Genomic DNA, 16,365 nt, shown 5'->3' on the forward strand with positions numbered 1-16,365 from the left:
CACGCGCGTTGTGCGGGGGCCGAGTTGACGAGGTCCGACCTTAATTGACAAGGCATTTGACAGGATTCGACACCACGGGGTTCCCTTTCGAACGGAGAGTCTTCGACTAGCGGGGAGGAACCGATGGACAGCCCGGTGGTGGTGATCGGAGGCTCGGGCCGACTCGGGCGTCTGGTCGTGAACAGGCTGCTGGACCTGGGCGAGCGTGTCCACGTGGTCGGCCGCGGCACGCCCCGGACGGACCTGCCCGAAGGAGTGGGCTACACGGCGGCCGACGTACGTGAACGGGGCTCGCTGGACGAGCCGTTGGCGCACTGCTCCGCCATGGTCTACTGCGTCTCGCCCGGCACCGACGACACCGGACCCGACCGGCCCGAGACCACCATGTACCTGGGCGTGCGCAACGCACTGCGGTCGGCCGTCGCGGCGGGCCGGCGTCCGCACGTCGTGCTGGTCAGCCAGATCCACGCCACGCACTACGGGCACCCCCTCAACGCCTACGGCAGAGTGCTGGACTGGCGCCGGGCCGGCGAGGACGAGGTGCGCGAGTCAGGACTCTCGCACACCGTGGTGCGCCCCGGCTGGCTCGTGGACGACCAGCGGGCCGGCTCCCGGGTGCGCCTGGTGCAGGGCGACCGCGGGACCGGTCAGGTCTCCCGGCAGGACGCGGCGGAGGCCTGCATCCAGGCCATGTACTGCCCTTCGGCGATCGGCGTGACCTTCGAGCTGTTCAACGAGTCCGGCCCCGCGGTCACCGACTGGGAGTCCTCCTTCGCCGCACTGGAGTGGGACCGGATTCCCGTGGGCTGAGTCGCGACCGGCAGACCCCTGCCGTCGCTCGCGTCGCGGCCGGTCGACCCTGCCGTCGGCCGGGCCGTGGCCGGGGAGACCCCTGTCCAAGGCACACCTTTCCACCCCCATGGAGGCAGCGTCGTGCTGCTCATGGCACCCCCCGATGATGGAGGCACCCTTCGATGAGTGCACCCGAGATACGCCGTACGTACAGCGACAGCATCGCCGGATATGTCACCACCTACGAGCCCGCTCACCAGCGCTTCGGTCTGCGGACCACCGACGGGCGCGAGTTCACGATCCACCTGGACGGCCTCCTCGGCTCCCAGATCGTGCGCAATCTCGCCGAAGGGCACCGTGACACCAGCGCGGCCACGCTCGACATGCTCGCCGAGGGCCGTTACGTCTTTGTCTACGGAATCTTCTACGAATGGGACGGCGGCGCCCGTATCGAGGCGCGCAACATCACCTTTCCCGAGGAGCACCGCGGTTCCTACGTCTTCGAGGATCCCGCCTGGTGGGTCCAACAGGCCCGTGAGATAGCCGACTTCTATCTGCGCGGCCAGTTCCCGGACGACGTCTACGACTGGCGCCGCTTCCGTACGCATCTGACGCTCAGCGGCACCCATGTGCCCGAGTTCGCCGGACAGGACGTACGGCAGGAGACCGACACGATCTCCCGGCTGGTCTACGGCCTCGCCACGGCCTTCCTGCTGACCGGTGAGGACCGCTTCCTGGAGGCGGCCGAGTCGGGCACGGAGTACCTGCGCGAGCACATGCAGGTGGCCGACGACCGCGAGGGGATCGTCTACTGGTACCACGGGATCGACATCACCCAGGCCGGGCAGCGCAAGGTGTTCGCCTCGGAGTTCGGCGACGACTTCGACGCGATCCCCATGTACGAGCAGATCTACGCACTGGCGGGCCCGACCCAGACGTACCGGATCACCGGCGACCCGCGCATCGCCGCCGACATCGACCGCACGGTCGAGCTGTTCCACCGCTACTTCAAGGACTACGTCCGCGGCGGCTACTTCTCGCACCTGGACCCGATCACCATGGATCCGCGCGCGGACTCCCTCGGGCGCAACCGGGCGCGCAAGAACTGGAACTCGGTGGGCGACCACGCGCCCGCGTACCTGATCAACGCCTATCTGGCGACCGGCCGCTCCGACCTGGCCGACATGCTGGAGGAGACCGCCGACACGATCGTCCGGCACTTCCCGGACGAGCCCAACAGCCCCTTCGTACAGGAACGTTTCCACGAGGACTGGAGCCCCGACCGCACCTGGGGCTGGCAGCAGGACCGCGCCGTCGTCGGCCACAACCTGAAGATCGCGTGGAACCTCATGCGCATCAACAGCCTGGTGGCCAAGCCGGAGTACGTGGCGCTCGCGGAGCGGATCGCGGAGATCATGCCGGCGGTCGGCAGCGACCAGCAGCGCGGCGGCTGGTACGACGTGGTCGAGCGACGCGCCGATCCCCGCTTCGGCGACCACCGGCTCGTCTGGCACGACCGCAAGGCCTGGTGGCAGCAGGAGCAGTCGATCCTCGCGTACCTCATCCTCGCGGGCACGACCGGCGACCCCGACCACCGGCGCCTCGCCCGCGAGGCCGCCTCGTTCTACAACGCCTTCTTCCTCGACTACGAGGACGGTGGTGTGTACTTCAACGTCCTGGCCAACGGCATCCCGTATCTGCTCGGCACCGAGCGGCTCAAGGGCAGCCACGCCATGGCCGGTTACCACTCGCTGGAGCTGTGCTACCTGGCCGCGACCTACGGCAACCTCCTGGTCGGCGACAACGTGCTCACCCTGCACTTCCGGCCGCTGCCCGAGTCCTTCCCGGGCCGTACGCTGCGGGTGGCGCCCGACCTGCTGCCCAGGGAGGCCGTCCGGCTCGCCCGGGTGTGGATCGACGGGGAGCGGTACGAGGACTTCGACCCGAAGAACCTCACCGTGCAACTCCCGCAGTCCACCACCAGGTTGAAGGTCCGCGTCGAGATCGAGCCGACCGAGATGCCGATGCGGATCTCCAGCAGCTTCGACGGCAGGACCGCCCGGGTCTCCTGCGAGGGCGTCCTCGGCCGGGACTCCCTGGAGAAGCTGCGGCGCACGCTCAACGAAGCCCTGGAGGCCGGTCCCGAGCGCGTGGAGTTCCACATGTGCCGGGTCACGGAGATCTCCCGCGAACCCATCAACGAGCTGCTGTTCCAGCGCACGAAGGCGGGCCTCGACGTCGACTTCGTCATCGTCGGCGAGGTCCCGCCGGAGGTGACCCGGGCCCTGGCGGCCACGGACGCCTTCCTCACGGACCCGCATGCGCGCTGCGAGGACGAGTGAGGGTCTGCGCGGCACCTCGGTGAGTTCCGGCCTCCGCCCCGTCCGCCCCGGGCGGGGCGGAGGCCGGCCCCAAGCCCCTTGGATGGACTAGGAGTTGCTCTTCATGGCCCCCGTAGCCCCCTTGCCGCGCGACGCCGACACGCTGGTCGTCGGCGGCGGGCCCGCCGGGCTGTCCGCCGCGCTGTGCCTGGCCCGCTACAACCGCCGGGTGCTGGTCTTCGACACCGGACACGGACGCTCGACCCATCACCAGGTGAACCGGAACTACCTCGGGTTCCCGGGCGGCATCCCGACCGTCGAGCTGCGCGAACTGGGCCGCGCGCAGCTGGCCGCGTATCCGCAGGCGCGCGTCGTCCACCACCTGATCGTCCGCGCCGAGGGCGACGCCGAGCGCGGCTTCACCGTGCACGCGCAGACCGGTTCCTGGACCGGCCGCACCCTGATCGTCGCCACCGGGGTGCTCGACCACTTCCCGCACTTCCACGGCTGGGAGTCCTACGTGGGCCGGTCCATGTTCTGGTGCATCGCCTGCGACGGCTACGAGAACCGCGGCAAACGCGTCCTGGTGGTGGGCCACACCGACGCGACGGCCGCCGAGGCGCTGCAGATGCACAGCCTCAGCGACGACATCCAGCTGCTCACCAACAGCCGTACGGACGAGATCAGTCCGCTGTACCGGGGGCGGCTGGAGGCGGCGGGCATCCCGGTCCTGCACGACCGGATCCGCTCCGTGGAGGGCGAGGACGGCATGCTGCACACCGTCGTCACCCGCGGCGGCCGGCACCTGAAGGCGGACTCGCTCTTCAGCATCCAGGGCGCGACCCCGGAGATCGCTCTGGCCCGCGAACTCGGCCTGAAGCTCGCCCCGACCGGGCACATCGCGGTCGACACCGAGCAGAAGACCTCCGTCGCCGGCGTCTACGCGGCCGGTGACGTCTCCTCGCTCCATTCGCACCAGGTCAGCGCCGCCGTCCACGAGGGCTCCCAGGCGGCCTCGGCGGCCAACTACTTCCTGTACCCGGACGAGTTGAGGGCGGGCTGACAGCGGCCACGGGCCGTGACTCCAGGGAGTACGGCCGTTACCCACCCCGAGAATTGACTCGCAGTTTTACAGCTCGTGAGGATGACAGTCATGCAACTGGACCGCCGCAGCGAGGAGACGCTCATGGTGCGCAGCGCGCGCGTGACCTTCGAGAGCGAGGGCGAACAACTGGTGGGCACGCTCTACCAGTTGGCGCAGGCGGACGACGCCGAGCCGCGCCCCGCGGTGGTGGTCGCCGGATCCTGGACCACCGTCAAGGAACAGATGGCCGGACTGTACGCCAGGCGGCTCGCACAACGCGGCTACCTGGCCCTGGCCTTCGACTTCACCGGGCACGGCGAGTCCACCGGCCACCCCCGGGACACCGAGCTGGTGGGCCGCAAGGTCGGCGACATGAGCAGCGCGGTCAGCCACCTCCTGGAGAACCCGATGGTCGACCCCGAGTCGGTCGGCCTGCTCGGCGTCTGCGCGGGCGGCGGCTACGCGGCGGTCGCCGCCGCCAACGACCCCCGGGTGCGCTCGCTCGCCCTCGTCGCGCCGTGGCTGCACGACGCCTCACTGGTCCACCAGGTCTACGGCGGCCAGGACGCCGTACGCCGCAAGCTCGACGAGGCGGCGCTCGCCCGAGAGGAGTACGCCCGCACCGGAACCGTCCGCTATGTGAAGGCGGTCAGCGAGACGGACCCCGAGGCCGCCATGTACGGGCGGTACGACTACTACCTCTCGCCCGCGCGCGGCGGCGTGCCCGAGTGGCCCAACCGCTTCGCGGTGATGGGCTGGTGGGACTGGCTCACCTTCAGCCCGATCCCCTCGGCGACCCGGATCAGCGTCCCCACGATCGTGGTGCACAGCGAGCAGGCCGCGCTCCCCGACGGCGTACGACGCTTCGCGACCCTGCTGCCGACGGCGGCCCGGGTGCTGTGGCTGGAGGGCACGCAGTTCGACTTCTACGACCAGGAGCCCCAGGTCGGCTCCGCGATCGAGGCCGTCGACGCGCACTTCCGCCACAGCTTCGACCGGGTGAGGCCCACCGCCGGAGGCTGACATGGCGACCAGCCGCGTCGCACCGCTCATCGAGTCCAAGCGCATCAACGTGGCGGAGCACTTCTACGACCTGGTGCTCGTCTTCGCGGTCAACAAGGTCACCCACACCCTCGCCGACGACATCTCCTGGACCGGACTGGTCAACGCCTGGGCCGTGTTCACGCCCTTCTGGTGGTCCTGGGTGGGCACCGGGATCCTGTCGAACCTGACGGATCTGCACGAGGTGAAGAACCGGCTGCGGCTCTTCGCCATCACCCTGATCACCTCGATGATGACCATCGCGGCGCCCACCGCCCTGCACGGCCACGGTGTCTTCTTCGCCGTCGCCTACCTGCTGCTGCGCGCCCTGCTGCTGTGGTGGGCGGTGGACGTCTTCGGCGGGCTGCGTCTGAACCCGTTCTCCGTGTCGGCGTTCTGCACCGCGCCCCTGCTGCTGCTCACCGCCGGACTTCCGCACGAGCAGCAGCGGGTGGCCTGGGCGGTGCTCATGGCCGCCGAGCTGTCCAGCACTTTCGTGCTGCGCAGGCGCCTGAGCCACATACACGTCGACGTGCTGCATCTGCCCGAGCGCTTCGGCCTGGTGGTCATACTGGCGCTCGGGGTGCCGTTCGTGGACGCCGGCGGGAAGGTCCCGCACGACTTCTCCGCCCGGCAGGCCCTCGCCCTGGCCACCGCCTTCCTGCTCGTCGCCTGCCTGTGGTGGATCTACTTCCACTTCAGCAACAGCCGCATCGCCCATCAGCTGCGGACGGAGGACAACCAGAGCCGCGTGGTGCGGGAACTCCTCGCGTACGGGCACTACTGCCTGCTCGGGTCCGTCTCCGCGATCGCCGTCGGCGTATGGCTGGCCGTCGCGCACCCGCGGGCCGCGCTCGACGACTCCGCGCTGTGGCTGATGTGCGCCGGAGCCGTCGGCTTCCACACGGTGTTCGCCTGGCCGCGCTGGGGGCTGCCGCGTACCGTCGTCGTCCTGCGCCTCTCGGTCGCCGCCGTCGCGCTGCTCGTCCCGTTCGCCGCGCACGGCCGGCCCGGCCTCCTCGCGCTCGGCCTGCTGACCGCGCCCGTGGTGGCGGCCGCCGTCGCCGAGACGGCCCTGGTGGGGGTCGCGCCCAGCTGTCACTGCGGCTGCCGCCCCACACCGCACCGGCTGGCCGGCCTCGGCCGGCACCTGCATCCGACGGCAGGGGACGGCGCCCCCTCTTACTCCTCCCCACCGGGCGATGCCACGTGACCGAGGCCCTGCTGCTCGTCGTCCCCGTGACCCTGCTCGCCGTCGTCGTACGGCGCATGGAGGTCTCCGCCCCGGTCAGCCTGGTCCTCGCGGGCCTGCTGGCCTCCTTCGTGCCGGGCGTGCCCGACTACCACCTCGACCCGCACCTCGTGCTGTTCCTGTTCATCCCGCCGATGGTGTACTCGGAGGCCTGCGAGAGCTCGTTCCTCAGCTTCCGCGTCAACGCGCGCCCCATCGCCCTGCTGTCCGTGGGACTCGTCCTGTTCACGGCGGCCCTCGTGGCCCTGGTGGCGCACACCGTCGTCCCCGGCATGTCCTGGCCCGTCGCCTTCGTCCTCGGCGCGGTCCTCGGACCGACGGACGTGGTCGCCGCCGTGTCCGTGGCGCGCCGACTCGGGCTGCCGCGCAGGCTCGTACGGATCATGGTGGCGGAGTCGCTCTTCAACGACTCGACCGGCCTCACCGCGTACCGCATCACGGTGGCGATCGTGGCGGGCGGCGGCTTCTCGCTCCTCGACGGCGTCCGCGACTTCGTGCTCGTCTGCTCGAGCGGACTGGTCCTGGGTCTGCTCATCGCCTGGCCGGTGCGCCGGCTGCAGTGCTGGCTCGGCGACGCCGTCGCGCACACCGCGGTCTCCCTGCTGGTGCCGTTCGTCACCTACGCGCTCGCCGAATACCTGCACGCATCCGGCGTGTTGGCGGTCCTCGCCGCCGGGCTCTACCTCGGCCACCACTCCAACCGGGCCTCGCACGCGGCACGGCTCCAGGAGCAGGCCTCCTGGAAGCTGATCGTCTTCCTGCTGGAGTCCCTGGTCTTCGCCCTGATAGGGCTCCAACTGCGGCCCGTCGTACGGGCATTGGACGGCATCCCGCTGTGGTCCCTGCTCTGGTACGCGGCCGCCGTCTCCGCGACCGTGATGCTCGGCCGTTTCCTGTGGGTGTTCCCGGCGACCTATCTGCCGCGCTGGCTGTCGCCCCGGCTGCGGGCTCGCGACCCCTCCCCGCCGTGGCAGCTGCCCGCCGCGCTGTCCTGGGCAGGCATCCGCGGGGTGGTGTCGCTGGCCGCGGCGTTCGCGCTGCCCGACGACATGCCGCACCGCGAACTCGTCCTCTTCCTCACCTTCTCGGTCACCCTGAGCACGCTCTTCGTGCAGGGGCTCGGCTTCCCGACGGTCGTACGCCGGCTCGGGCTCGCGGGCCGCAGCGGGGACCACGACGACCACCTCGCCGAGGCCAAGGCGCAGGAGGAAGCCGCGCGTCTCGCGCAGCACCGGCTGGAGGAACTCGTCGCGGGCGAGCACCAGCACTGCCCGCAACATGTGGTGCTGCGGCTGCGGGAGGTCGCCGAGTACCGGCGCGTCGCCGCCTGGGAGCGGCTGCGCGACAGCGGCCGGCCCGGCACCCACTCGCCGGCCGCCGCCTACCAGCTGCTGCGCCGCGAGATGCTCACGGCCGAGCGCGAGGCCTTCATCGCGATGCGCAACCAGGGCCGCCTCGACGACGAGGTGGTCCGCCAGGTCGTCCACCAGCTCGACTTCGAGGAGGCGGCCCTCAGCCGCGACCTGCATCTGTGAGCCCCCACAAGGGGGTGCCCCCGCCGGCTGTCCGGCGGGGGCACCCTCGTATACGGGCTCAGGCTCCCGGCAGCGGTGGTGCGATCCCCGCGAACGTCTGCCGGCCGAGGTACTCGATGGTGTCCACGCCCAGCAGGACCGCGCAGGTCTCCGCCGTGTCGGGCGTCAGCTCGGGTCCCACGCAGATGACGCGCTCCAGGCAGTCCAGTTCGTCGACGTCGTCGGGCGCCGACGCGACCAGGCTGTAGAGCACGGTCTGGGTGACGAACGCGGTCCGCACCCGCTGCCTGCGGATCGCGTCGAGCAGCTCCGGCGCGTGCAGCAGCTCCGGCAGTACGACCACGGTGGCGCCGCTGCGCAGCGCGTGCTGCGTCAGGAAGGCGAGGCCGTCCTGTTGCGCGAACGGCACCCCGGCGAGCACCCGTTCACCCGCCTCCAGCGGATTGTCCGAGGCCAGCACCGCGAGGTCCGCCGCGATGTCGGAGTGGGTGAGCTGCGCGCGGCGCCGGGAGCCCACCGCGTGGTGCACCACGGCGATGTCGGTGACCGGCTCGATGTCCACCACCGGCTCCGGCGCGTCCGAGGCGACCAGGTCGAGGACGGAGCGATAGCCCTCCTCCGGTTCCAGCGTGAAGATCTCCTCGATCGGGCGCACCCCCGCGCCGAGGTTCCGCTGCGCCTTGCGCACGATGGGCAGCAGCGCGGGCGTGGTGAACAGCCACCGCGTCCCGCTCTCGGCCAGCTGAGCCGCCAGCTCCGCCTCGTCGGCCAGGCTGTCCAGCACGCAGACCACCGCACCGGTCCGGGCGCAGGCGTGCAGGACCGCCGGGAACCACAGGGTGTTGGTGCTGAACAGCGCCACGGCGTCGCCCTGTTCGACGCCTGCGTCGGCCAGACCCGCCGCGAGCCGGCGCGTGGCCAGCTCCAGCTCCTGGTAGCCGACGGTGCGGCCGGACACGCCGTCGATCAGCGCCGGGCTCGCACCGCGCCCGGCGGCGTCACCGAGCACGGTCTCGTACACGGGCAGATCGATGACGAGGTTCTCGTCGAACGGATTGATCGCATCGAACGAGTCGAACGGATCGAGCGGGTCGAAGGGATCGATGGTCGTCATTCCTGACCTCCGGAAGAGGCGCTCGCGCGCGGTAGGGACGTGGTGGGCGGGCCCGCGTGCAGCAGATCTCCCAGCTGCTGGAGGAACACTTCCCAGCGCGCGGTGAACCCGGGGTCGTCCGGGCCGAGGCCCGTCGCCATCCGGGTGATCTGCGGCAGCAGGCGCGGATAGTTGGTGAGGGCGAAGGTGAGCAGCCGCAGCAGCTCGGGATCGAGCTCCGGGCGCAGCTCCCCGCCGGTCTGGCGCAGTCGGATCTCGTCCACCTGCGCCTGGATGACAGCGCGCCGCTCCGCTTCGTGGGGCACCGGCCCGTCGCCGTGGGCGAGCGCCTCGCGGGTGAGGTAGGTCAGCCACGCGGTGTCGTGGTGCGCGGACTCGAAGTGGTAGACGAGGAAGTCCCCGGCGGCCCGCGGCGCCTCGCGGATCTCCCGCTCCCGGCGCTCGGTGACCTGGCCGAGGATCTCGTGGAAGAGCCGGTCGCCGATACGGCCGCCGGTCATCAGATACATGGAGTACGCGAACCCCATGGCGTGACCGGGCAGCCGCTCGAGGAGGGCGTTGCCCGAGGCGCCGGTGGCGCGCGGCAGCCGGATGACCATGAACGCGGCGATCAGCGCCACGAGCGCGGCCACCGGCAGCACCCGCGAGAAGGCGCTCGCGTAGGCGGCGTGCGAGGTGCCGTCGCCGAGCACGGTGAAGAACATCAGGCTCATCAGCGCGACCCCCAGCGCGTTGCCCACCTGGAGGGTGGTGGTCACCACGCCGGCCCCGGCCCCCGCGTCGCGCGGTGCGAGCGTGCCGATGATGGTGCCGATGAGCGGGGTCATCCCCAGGCCCTGGCCCAGGCCCGCGATGAACATCGGCAGGGCCAGTTCCCAGCCGCTGAGAGAGCCTCCCTGGGCGGCGCTGGTGGCGGCGACCGAGCACAGCCCGACGGCCGCGACGAGATAGCCGAGCGTCAGCACATGCCGCCCCAGCAGCCGGGCGATGCGCGCGGCCAGCAGTGAAGTGATCAGGAAACCAAGGGCGTTGGGCGTGTAGACCAGCGCGGCGTGCAGCGCGGAGAAGCCCAGGCCGACCTGCAGGTACATGGCCAGGACCAGCATGAAGCCGACGTACGAGAAGCTGAACATCGCGGCGATCGGCACCGCGCCGGCGAAGCCGCGGTTGCGGAACAGCGAGAGCCGGATCAGCGGGTCGAGTCCGTGCTCGGCGACCTCGCGCTCGTGTCGCAGGAACAGGGCGGCGGCGAGGGGAGCGGCGGCGAGCGACAGCAGCATCCACAGCGGCCAGCCCGCGTCGCGGCCCATCAGCAGCGGCACGATGAACAGCACCAGCGTCAGCACCGACAGCGCGGAGCCGCGCCAGTCGAGATGGGGGCGGGCCTCCGGCGCCTCGTCGGGGGGCAGCAGGAGCCGGCTCGCCACGATGGTGGCCAGCCCGATCGGTACGTTGATCAGGAACGCGGGCCGCCATTCGAGCCCGAACAGGTTCCAGGCCAGCAGCAGCCCGCCGACGATCTGCCCCGCGATGGCGGCGACCCCGACGACACAGCCGAACACGCCCAGGGCACGGGCGCGTTCGGGCCCGTCGAAGGTCACCTGGATGATCGCGAGGACCTGCGGATACAGGAGCGCGCCGCCCACTCCCTGAAGGGCACGCGCCGCGATCAGGACGCGAATGTCGGGAGCGAGGCCGCAGAGCGCGGAAGCCGTCGTGAATACCGCGAGACCGGTGATGAACATCCGTTTGCGGCCGACGACATCACCCAGCCGGCCACCCGTCACCAGAAAACTCGCGTAAAGAAGTGTGTACGAGGAAACCACCAATTCGACGGCGCCGAAGCTCGTATGGAGATCGCTGTGGATCGAGGGCATGGCGACGTTGACGACAGCCACATCCAGAATGGCCATGAAAGCACCGGCCAGGATCACCGCGAGCCGTACCCGGCCGCGTCCGCCGCCCCGCTCTGCGCTCACCATGCCGGAAGTCTCGTCCGCGGCGGGCGGGCCCGTCGCCGACCTACCGAAGTGTGGGCGACGTAATTGCATGTTGTCGCAAGGGGAGAGGCGTCGCGGTTTCACTCGTACTCGACGGTGCACCAGGGGAAAGGCCTGACGAGGGGGGAGTGCATTCCGCGGGCTCCTGACGAGGGGGATTGCTTTTTTCGCGGGCCTTTGAATTTCAGGCACAACCAGTTCTTCGCCCGAGCCGGCCGGACCGCATACGCCGATCCCCCCTTCACGGCGCGCGGGTCCCGCCGAGCGACCGCCGGGCCCGGCACCGCGAACCCCCCGCCGGGCCCGGCCGTCGCTGCGAGACAACCACCACGATCCGAGGAGAGCGCTGTGTCGAACACCGACCTCGTACTGAAGATGTACGAGTACTTCAACTCCGGCCAGCTGGACCGCATCCAGGAAGAGCTGTTCCACCCGGAGATCTCCTGGAAGATGCCCGGCCACCACCCGCTCTCCGGGGACCACCGGGGCGCGGGTCAGGTCATGGCGTTCTTCGGCGAGCTGTTCAAGGCCGGAGTCAGCGTCGACAACGTCCACTTCGGTGAACTGGACGACGGCACCGTCGTCGAGAAGCACCTCGGGCACGCGAAGGCGGACAGCGAGGAGTACCTGTTCCCGACGTCCACGACGTACGGGATCCGCGACGGGAAGATCGCCGACGTCCAGGTGCACACCGCGGACCAGCACAGCGTGGACCGGTTCATGTGGACGGTCTTCCCGCTCAAGCCGATCGACGAGCGCATCGCCGCCGTCTGATCCCTGCCCGAGGGAGACACACGTGGACACCAGGCAAGTGGTGAACAGCTACTACGAGCTGGCCAACAAGGGTGACTGGGACGCCTGGACGGATCTCTTCGCCGAGGGCCAGACCATGGACGAGCAGCTGGCCGGGCACGTCGAGGGGCGGGAGACCCTGCGCGCCATGATGAAGGGCTTCCCCGCGATGTACGCCTCGTTCACCAACACCCCCCGGCACATCGTGATCGAGGGCGAGCAGGCCGCCGTCGTCTCGCACATCTCGGCGGCCACGCACGCCGGCGAGCCGATCGAGGCCGACGTCGTCAACTACTTCCAGGTGGTGGACGGCCACATCTCCTACATGTCGAACCACCACGACACCGTCCCCTTCCGGCCCGTGCTCGGGACCGACTAGAGGCGGGAGCCGACATGGCCGAACACGAGGACCACAACGACTACGACTACATCATCGTGGGCGCGGGAACCGCGGGCTCCGTGCTCGCCGCCCGTCTCACCGAGGACCCCGCGGTACGGGTCCTGCTCCTGGAGGCCGGCGGCAACCACATCCCGGCGGGCGTCGACCAGGCGCCGCTCTGGTTCACGCTCCTCGGCTCCGAGGTCGACTGGGGCTACACGAGCGTTCCGCAGCCGGCCCTCGGCGGCCGCTCGACGTACGAGCCGCGGGGCAAGATCCCCGGCGGCAGCAGCAACCTGTACATCATGATGCACGTCCGGGGGCACCCCTCGGACTTCGACGCCTGGGCCTACCAGGGGGCCGCGGGATGGTCGCATGAGGACCTGCTGCCGTACTTCCGCAGGATGGAGGACCAGGAGGACCCGCACGGACCCGAGACGGGCATCGGCGGACCCCAGGTCGTCACCAACGCGGGCGCGCACCACCCCAACCCGCTCTCGCGCACCTTCATCGACGCGTGCGTCGAGCTGGGTCACAGCGAGCTGGACGACTTCAACGGCTCGAGGATGATCGGCGCGGGCTGGCACCACCTCGACGCCCGCGACGGCAAGCGGCGCGGTGCGCTGGTCTCGTATCTCGAACCCGCCCTGGACCGGCCGAACCTGACCCTCCGTACGGGCGCGCAGGTGGCCCGGCTGGTGATCGAGGACGGCCGCTGCACCGGTGTCACCTATGTCCAGCAGGACGTGGCCGCCACCGGCGAGGGGCGTACGGTCCGCAACGCCGGACCCGGCGAGCCGGGCGAGCACACGGTACGGGCGGGTGCCGAGGTCCTGCTGTGCGCGGGCGCCATCGAGTCGCCCAAGATCCTGCTGCTGTCCGGCGTCGGTTCCCCCGAGCAGCTGCGGCCGCTGGGCATCGAGGTCAGCGCCGCGCTGCCGGGTGTGGGCGAGAACTTCCACAACCACGTGCTCACCGGTCTGATCGCCGAGACCGTGGAGCCGGTCGAGCAGGGCCACCAGAACCTCTCCGAGTCGGCACTCTTCGCCACCTCACGGCCCGGGCTGATCGCGCCCGACCTGCAGATCGCCTTCGTGCACGTGCCCTTCGACATCATCGTGGGCCAGCGGCACCCCAACGCGGTCAGCATCCTGCCCGGCGTGGTGCGCCCCAACTCCCGGGGCTCGGTGCGGCTGGCGAGCGCCGACCCGTTCGCCAAGCCGCTGGTCGACCCCAACTACCTGGGGGACCGGTCCGACCTCGAGCGTCTGGTGCAGGCGGTGAAGCTGTCCCGTGACATCTTCGCCACCTCGGCCTTCAAGGAGCACCTCAAGGGGGAGCTGCTGCCGGGCCCGGACGTGCGCACCGACGCCGACATCGAGCGGTTCGTGCGCGAGCGCGCGGACAGCTACCACCACCAGGCCGGCTCGTGCCGCATGGGCATCGACGATCTCTCCGTCGTCGACCCGGACCTGAAGGTGCACGGCGTGAGTGGGCTGCGCGTCGTCGACGCGAGCGTGATGCCCGCGGTGCCGTCCGGCAACTGCAACACGGCCATCGCGGCGATCGCCGAGCGCGCCGCCGACCTGATCAAGGGGGACACATGACCCTGCGGTGGTCCCATGTGGGGCTCAACTGCCGTGATCTGGGCGCGACGGAGGCCTTCTACGAGAAGTGGTTCGGCTTCAGCCGGGCGCGCACCGTGGAACTGGACGACGACCGGATCGTGTTCCTGCGCCAGGGCGATGTCTACCTGGAACTGTTCCACACCGACACCGATCCGCTGGTGAAACCGGCCGGGGACGGTCCCGCCCAGCCGGGCGTGGCCCGCCATCTGGCCTTCCAGACCGACGACTTGGACGCCTTCCTGGCCAAGGTGGGCGACGAGGTGCCGGTGACGCTGGGCCCGCTGCACTTCGACGACTTCATCCCCGGGTGGCAGACCGTGTGGCTGACCGACCCGGACGGGGTGATCGTGGAGGTCAGCGAGGGGTACCGGGACGCTTCCTGAGACCGGTCAGACGCACACACCGATCACGTACGTACGAGGAAGAAGGCTTCCCATGACCGAATCCACGCTGCTCGGCGCCTCGCTGACCGAACAGTCCATCAAGGACGCGGTCCGCGACTGGTACGTCGCGCTGGACCAGCACGTCCCGCTGGAGCAGGTGCTGCCCTATCTCGTCCAGGACGGCCTGGAGATGCGCTTCCCCGAGGCGACGCTCACCACGCTGGACGAGTTCAAGGGCTGGTACGAGGCGGTGACCAACCGCTTCTTCGACGAGGTGCACGAGCTCAAGAGCGTCGAGGTGGAGCCCACCGACCGCGGTGAGGCGTTGGTCAAGGTGGTTGTCAACTGGCAGGCCCACATCTGGAATCCGCCCGCGGCACGCAGTCAGTGGCTGGGCTTCGACGCGTACCAGACCTGGGTTGTCGTCGCAGGTGAGGACGACCGCCCGCTGGTGAAGACCTACATCGTGGACAACCTGGACCCCATGGAGGGCTCCGCGTCCCTGTAACGACCGCCACCCCCGCGACGGGCGGAGTCTCCTGGTCAGGAGACTCCGCCCGTCGTCGTATGACTGCTCCCAAAACCGCTGTTTTACAGTTGACTTGACAGATTTTCACAGCCGGAGTTAACTGGCTTTGATGCTTCACGCAGGGGGTCTCCATGTCATTGAACGCTGACCTGAACGCCACGCGGGAGCGGGGCCGGGGAGACGGTCTCTCCGAATACTGCGCGTATCTCTTCTCGCCGTTCGCGCGCTCCGACCAGCGTCGTTGGGGCGAGGTCTATGTGCGTGGACTGCTCGATGCCAGTGGCCGCAAAACGCCGGCCCGGATCTCCGAGCACGTCCTCGGCCGGCGGGCCTCGCAGTCGCTGCAACAGTTCGTGAGCCAGAGTCCTTGGGAGTGCACGGACGTCCGCAAGCGCCTCGCCGAACAGGTCTTCCTCGCCGCCGAACCCGACGCCTGGGTGGTGGACGAGGTGGTCTTCCCGAAGAACGGCAACCACTCGGCGGGTGTGGCCCGGCAGTACGTGCCGGCCGAGGGCCGCACCGCCAACTGTCAACTGGGCCTGGCCATATCCCTCGCCACCGAGGAGGCCAGCATCCCGGTGAACTGGCGGCTGCTGATGCCGCCGCACTGGGACGACGACGACCGGCGGCGCGGCGCAGCCCGGGTGCCGGACGTCGAACGCCACCAGCCGCGCTGGCGCCATGTGCTGCACAGCCTCGACGAGATGGTGCAGGAGTGGGACCTCAGGCCCGCTCCGATTCTCGCCGACTGGCGGCACGAACCCGACGTACTGCCCTTACTCGACGGGCTGGAGGCCCGTGGGCTCGGCTATCTCGTCGAAGTCGCCGGCGGCGCACCACTGCTGGCGGCCCCCTCGGCGCACGGACAGCCCGTCGTGCTGGGCACGGCCGCCGACATGATGCACACGGCGGGCCGCCGCAGCGCCCGTGTCACCCTCGCCTGGCGCGAGGGCGTCGAGAGCCGGGTCCGGCAGTCGCAGTTCCTCGCCGCGCAGATCCCGGCGGGCCCCGGCGGCACGGCCGCCCGGCACGGCGAGCGCCGCTTCCGCAGGCCCCGCCAGCTCCTCGTCGAATGGCCCGCCGGACGGCCGCAGCCGCGGACGTACTGGGTCACCAACCTCGGCTCGCGCCGGCTCCCCGACCTCGTGTCCACGGCGAAACTGCGCTGGCGCTCCCGCTACGACCTCGGGCGGCTGCGCGAGGAATGCGGTCTCGTCGACTTCGAGGGCCGCTCCTTCCGGGGCTGGCACCACCACGTGACGCTGGCCTCGGCGGCCCACGGCTTCCAGGCCCTGGAGCGGCTCGCGGCCCGCCGGGCGGCCGGTGCGCTGCGCCGGCACGGGGCCGTGCCCGCCGTGTCCGGTGCGTCCTGATGAAGAATTCCGCGCCACTTGACGCAGTGCCCTACCGCGAACCGCGCGAGCGGAATTCCGGGGTTCGGCATTGCTTGACTGAGTATTGCTCGACCGATTGCAGCTCCACTGATGACGGCCCGAATGATGATGGCTCGACCGG

14 protein-coding genes are annotated in these 16,365 nt (G+C 70.3%); 12 read left to right on the forward strand and 2 right to left on the reverse strand.

Annotated features, from left to right (window positions below; genetic code table 11):
* Positions 1–123 precede the first annotated feature (123 nt).
* The 6 genes from ACFY0T_RS06195 to ACFY0T_RS06220 all read left to right on the forward strand — a co-directional run bounded on the left by ACFY0T_RS06195 (position 124) and on the right by ACFY0T_RS06220 (position 8,025).
* Positions 124–810, forward strand: a complete 687-nt coding sequence (locus tag ACFY0T_RS06195) for an NAD(P)H-binding protein (RefSeq protein WP_388865077.1) — start codon at positions 124–126, stop codon at positions 808–810.
* A 164-nt stretch (positions 811–974) separates the two neighbouring features.
* A complete protein-coding gene (locus ACFY0T_RS06200) occupies positions 975–3,134 on the forward strand; it encodes an AGE family epimerase/isomerase (protein ID WP_388865079.1) in 2,160 nt (719 codons plus the stop codon).
* A 103-nt stretch (positions 3,135–3,237) separates the two neighbouring features.
* A complete protein-coding gene (locus ACFY0T_RS06205) occupies positions 3,238–4,176 on the forward strand; it encodes an NAD(P)/FAD-dependent oxidoreductase (protein ID WP_388865081.1) in 939 nt (312 codons plus the stop codon).
* Positions 4,177–4,266: 90 nt separating this feature from the next.
* Positions 4,267–5,220, forward strand: coding sequence for an alpha/beta hydrolase (locus tag ACFY0T_RS06210; protein WP_388865083.1), 954 nt, complete (start codon positions 4,267–4,269; stop codon positions 5,218–5,220).
* A 1-nt stretch (position 5,221) separates the two neighbouring features.
* Positions 5,222–6,451 carry a low temperature requirement protein A gene (locus ACFY0T_RS06215; RefSeq protein WP_388865085.1) on the forward strand — a complete coding sequence of 410 codons (1,230 nt, stop codon included), beginning with the start codon at positions 5,222–5,224 and terminating at the stop codon, positions 6,449–6,451.
* Positions 6,448–8,025, forward strand: coding sequence for a Na+/H+ antiporter (locus ACFY0T_RS06220; protein ID WP_388865087.1), 1,578 nt, complete (start codon positions 6,448–6,450; stop codon positions 8,023–8,025). Before ACFY0T_RS06215 ends, ACFY0T_RS06220 begins: the two co-directional genes overlap by 4 nt.
* 58 nt (positions 8,026–8,083) lie before the next feature.
* On the opposite strand, the gene ACFY0T_RS06225 is transcribed toward ACFY0T_RS06220, so the two are convergent.
* Both ACFY0T_RS06225 and ACFY0T_RS06230 read right to left on the reverse strand, forming a co-directional pair.
* The gene (locus tag ACFY0T_RS06225; RefSeq protein ID WP_388865089.1) at positions 8,084–9,139 is read right to left on the reverse strand and encodes an AMP-binding protein; all 1,056 of its coding nucleotides are present in this window, start codon (positions 9,137–9,139) and stop codon (positions 8,084–8,086) included.
* Complete coding sequence (locus ACFY0T_RS06230; RefSeq protein ID WP_388865091.1) at positions 9,136–11,121, reverse strand: MFS transporter; 1,986 nt, start codon at positions 11,119–11,121, stop codon at positions 9,136–9,138. Before ACFY0T_RS06230 ends, ACFY0T_RS06225 begins: the two co-directional genes overlap by 4 nt.
* Before the next feature lie 366 nt (positions 11,122–11,487).
* Here ACFY0T_RS06230 and ACFY0T_RS06235 point away from each other — a divergent pair, with 366 nt between their 5' ends.
* The 6 genes from ACFY0T_RS06235 (at position 11,488) to ACFY0T_RS06260 (ending at position 16,223) form a co-directional block, all read left to right on the forward strand.
* The gene (locus ACFY0T_RS06235) at positions 11,488–11,913 is read left to right on the forward strand and encodes a nuclear transport factor 2 family protein (RefSeq protein ID WP_388865092.1); all 426 of its coding nucleotides are present in this window, start codon (positions 11,488–11,490) and stop codon (positions 11,911–11,913) included.
* A 22-nt stretch (positions 11,914–11,935) separates the two neighbouring features.
* Positions 11,936–12,310, forward strand: coding sequence for a nuclear transport factor 2 family protein (locus ACFY0T_RS06240; RefSeq protein WP_388865094.1), 375 nt, complete (start codon positions 11,936–11,938; stop codon positions 12,308–12,310).
* A gap of 14 nt (positions 12,311–12,324) precedes the next feature.
* Complete coding sequence (locus tag ACFY0T_RS06245) at positions 12,325–13,917, forward strand: GMC family oxidoreductase (protein ID WP_388865096.1); 1,593 nt, start codon at positions 12,325–12,327, stop codon at positions 13,915–13,917.
* Entirely contained in the window at positions 13,914–14,321 is a 408-nt protein-coding gene (locus ACFY0T_RS06250) for a VOC family protein (protein ID WP_388865098.1), read from the forward strand. The genes ACFY0T_RS06245 and ACFY0T_RS06250 overlap by 4 nt, the downstream gene beginning before the upstream one ends.
* Before the next feature lie 52 nt (positions 14,322–14,373).
* Positions 14,374–14,829 carry a nuclear transport factor 2 family protein gene (locus ACFY0T_RS06255; RefSeq protein WP_388865100.1) on the forward strand — a complete coding sequence of 152 codons (456 nt, stop codon included), beginning with the start codon at positions 14,374–14,376 and terminating at the stop codon, positions 14,827–14,829.
* Positions 14,830–14,981: 152 nt separating this feature from the next.
* Entirely contained in the window at positions 14,982–16,223 is a 1,242-nt protein-coding gene (locus ACFY0T_RS06260) for an IS701 family transposase (RefSeq protein ID WP_388865102.1), read from the forward strand.
* Positions 16,224–16,365: the final 142 nt, after the last annotated feature.

Source organism: Streptomyces sp. NPDC001530 (assembly GCF_042894545.1).
Lineage (GTDB): Bacteria > Actinomycetota > Actinomycetes > Streptomycetales > Streptomycetaceae > Streptomyces.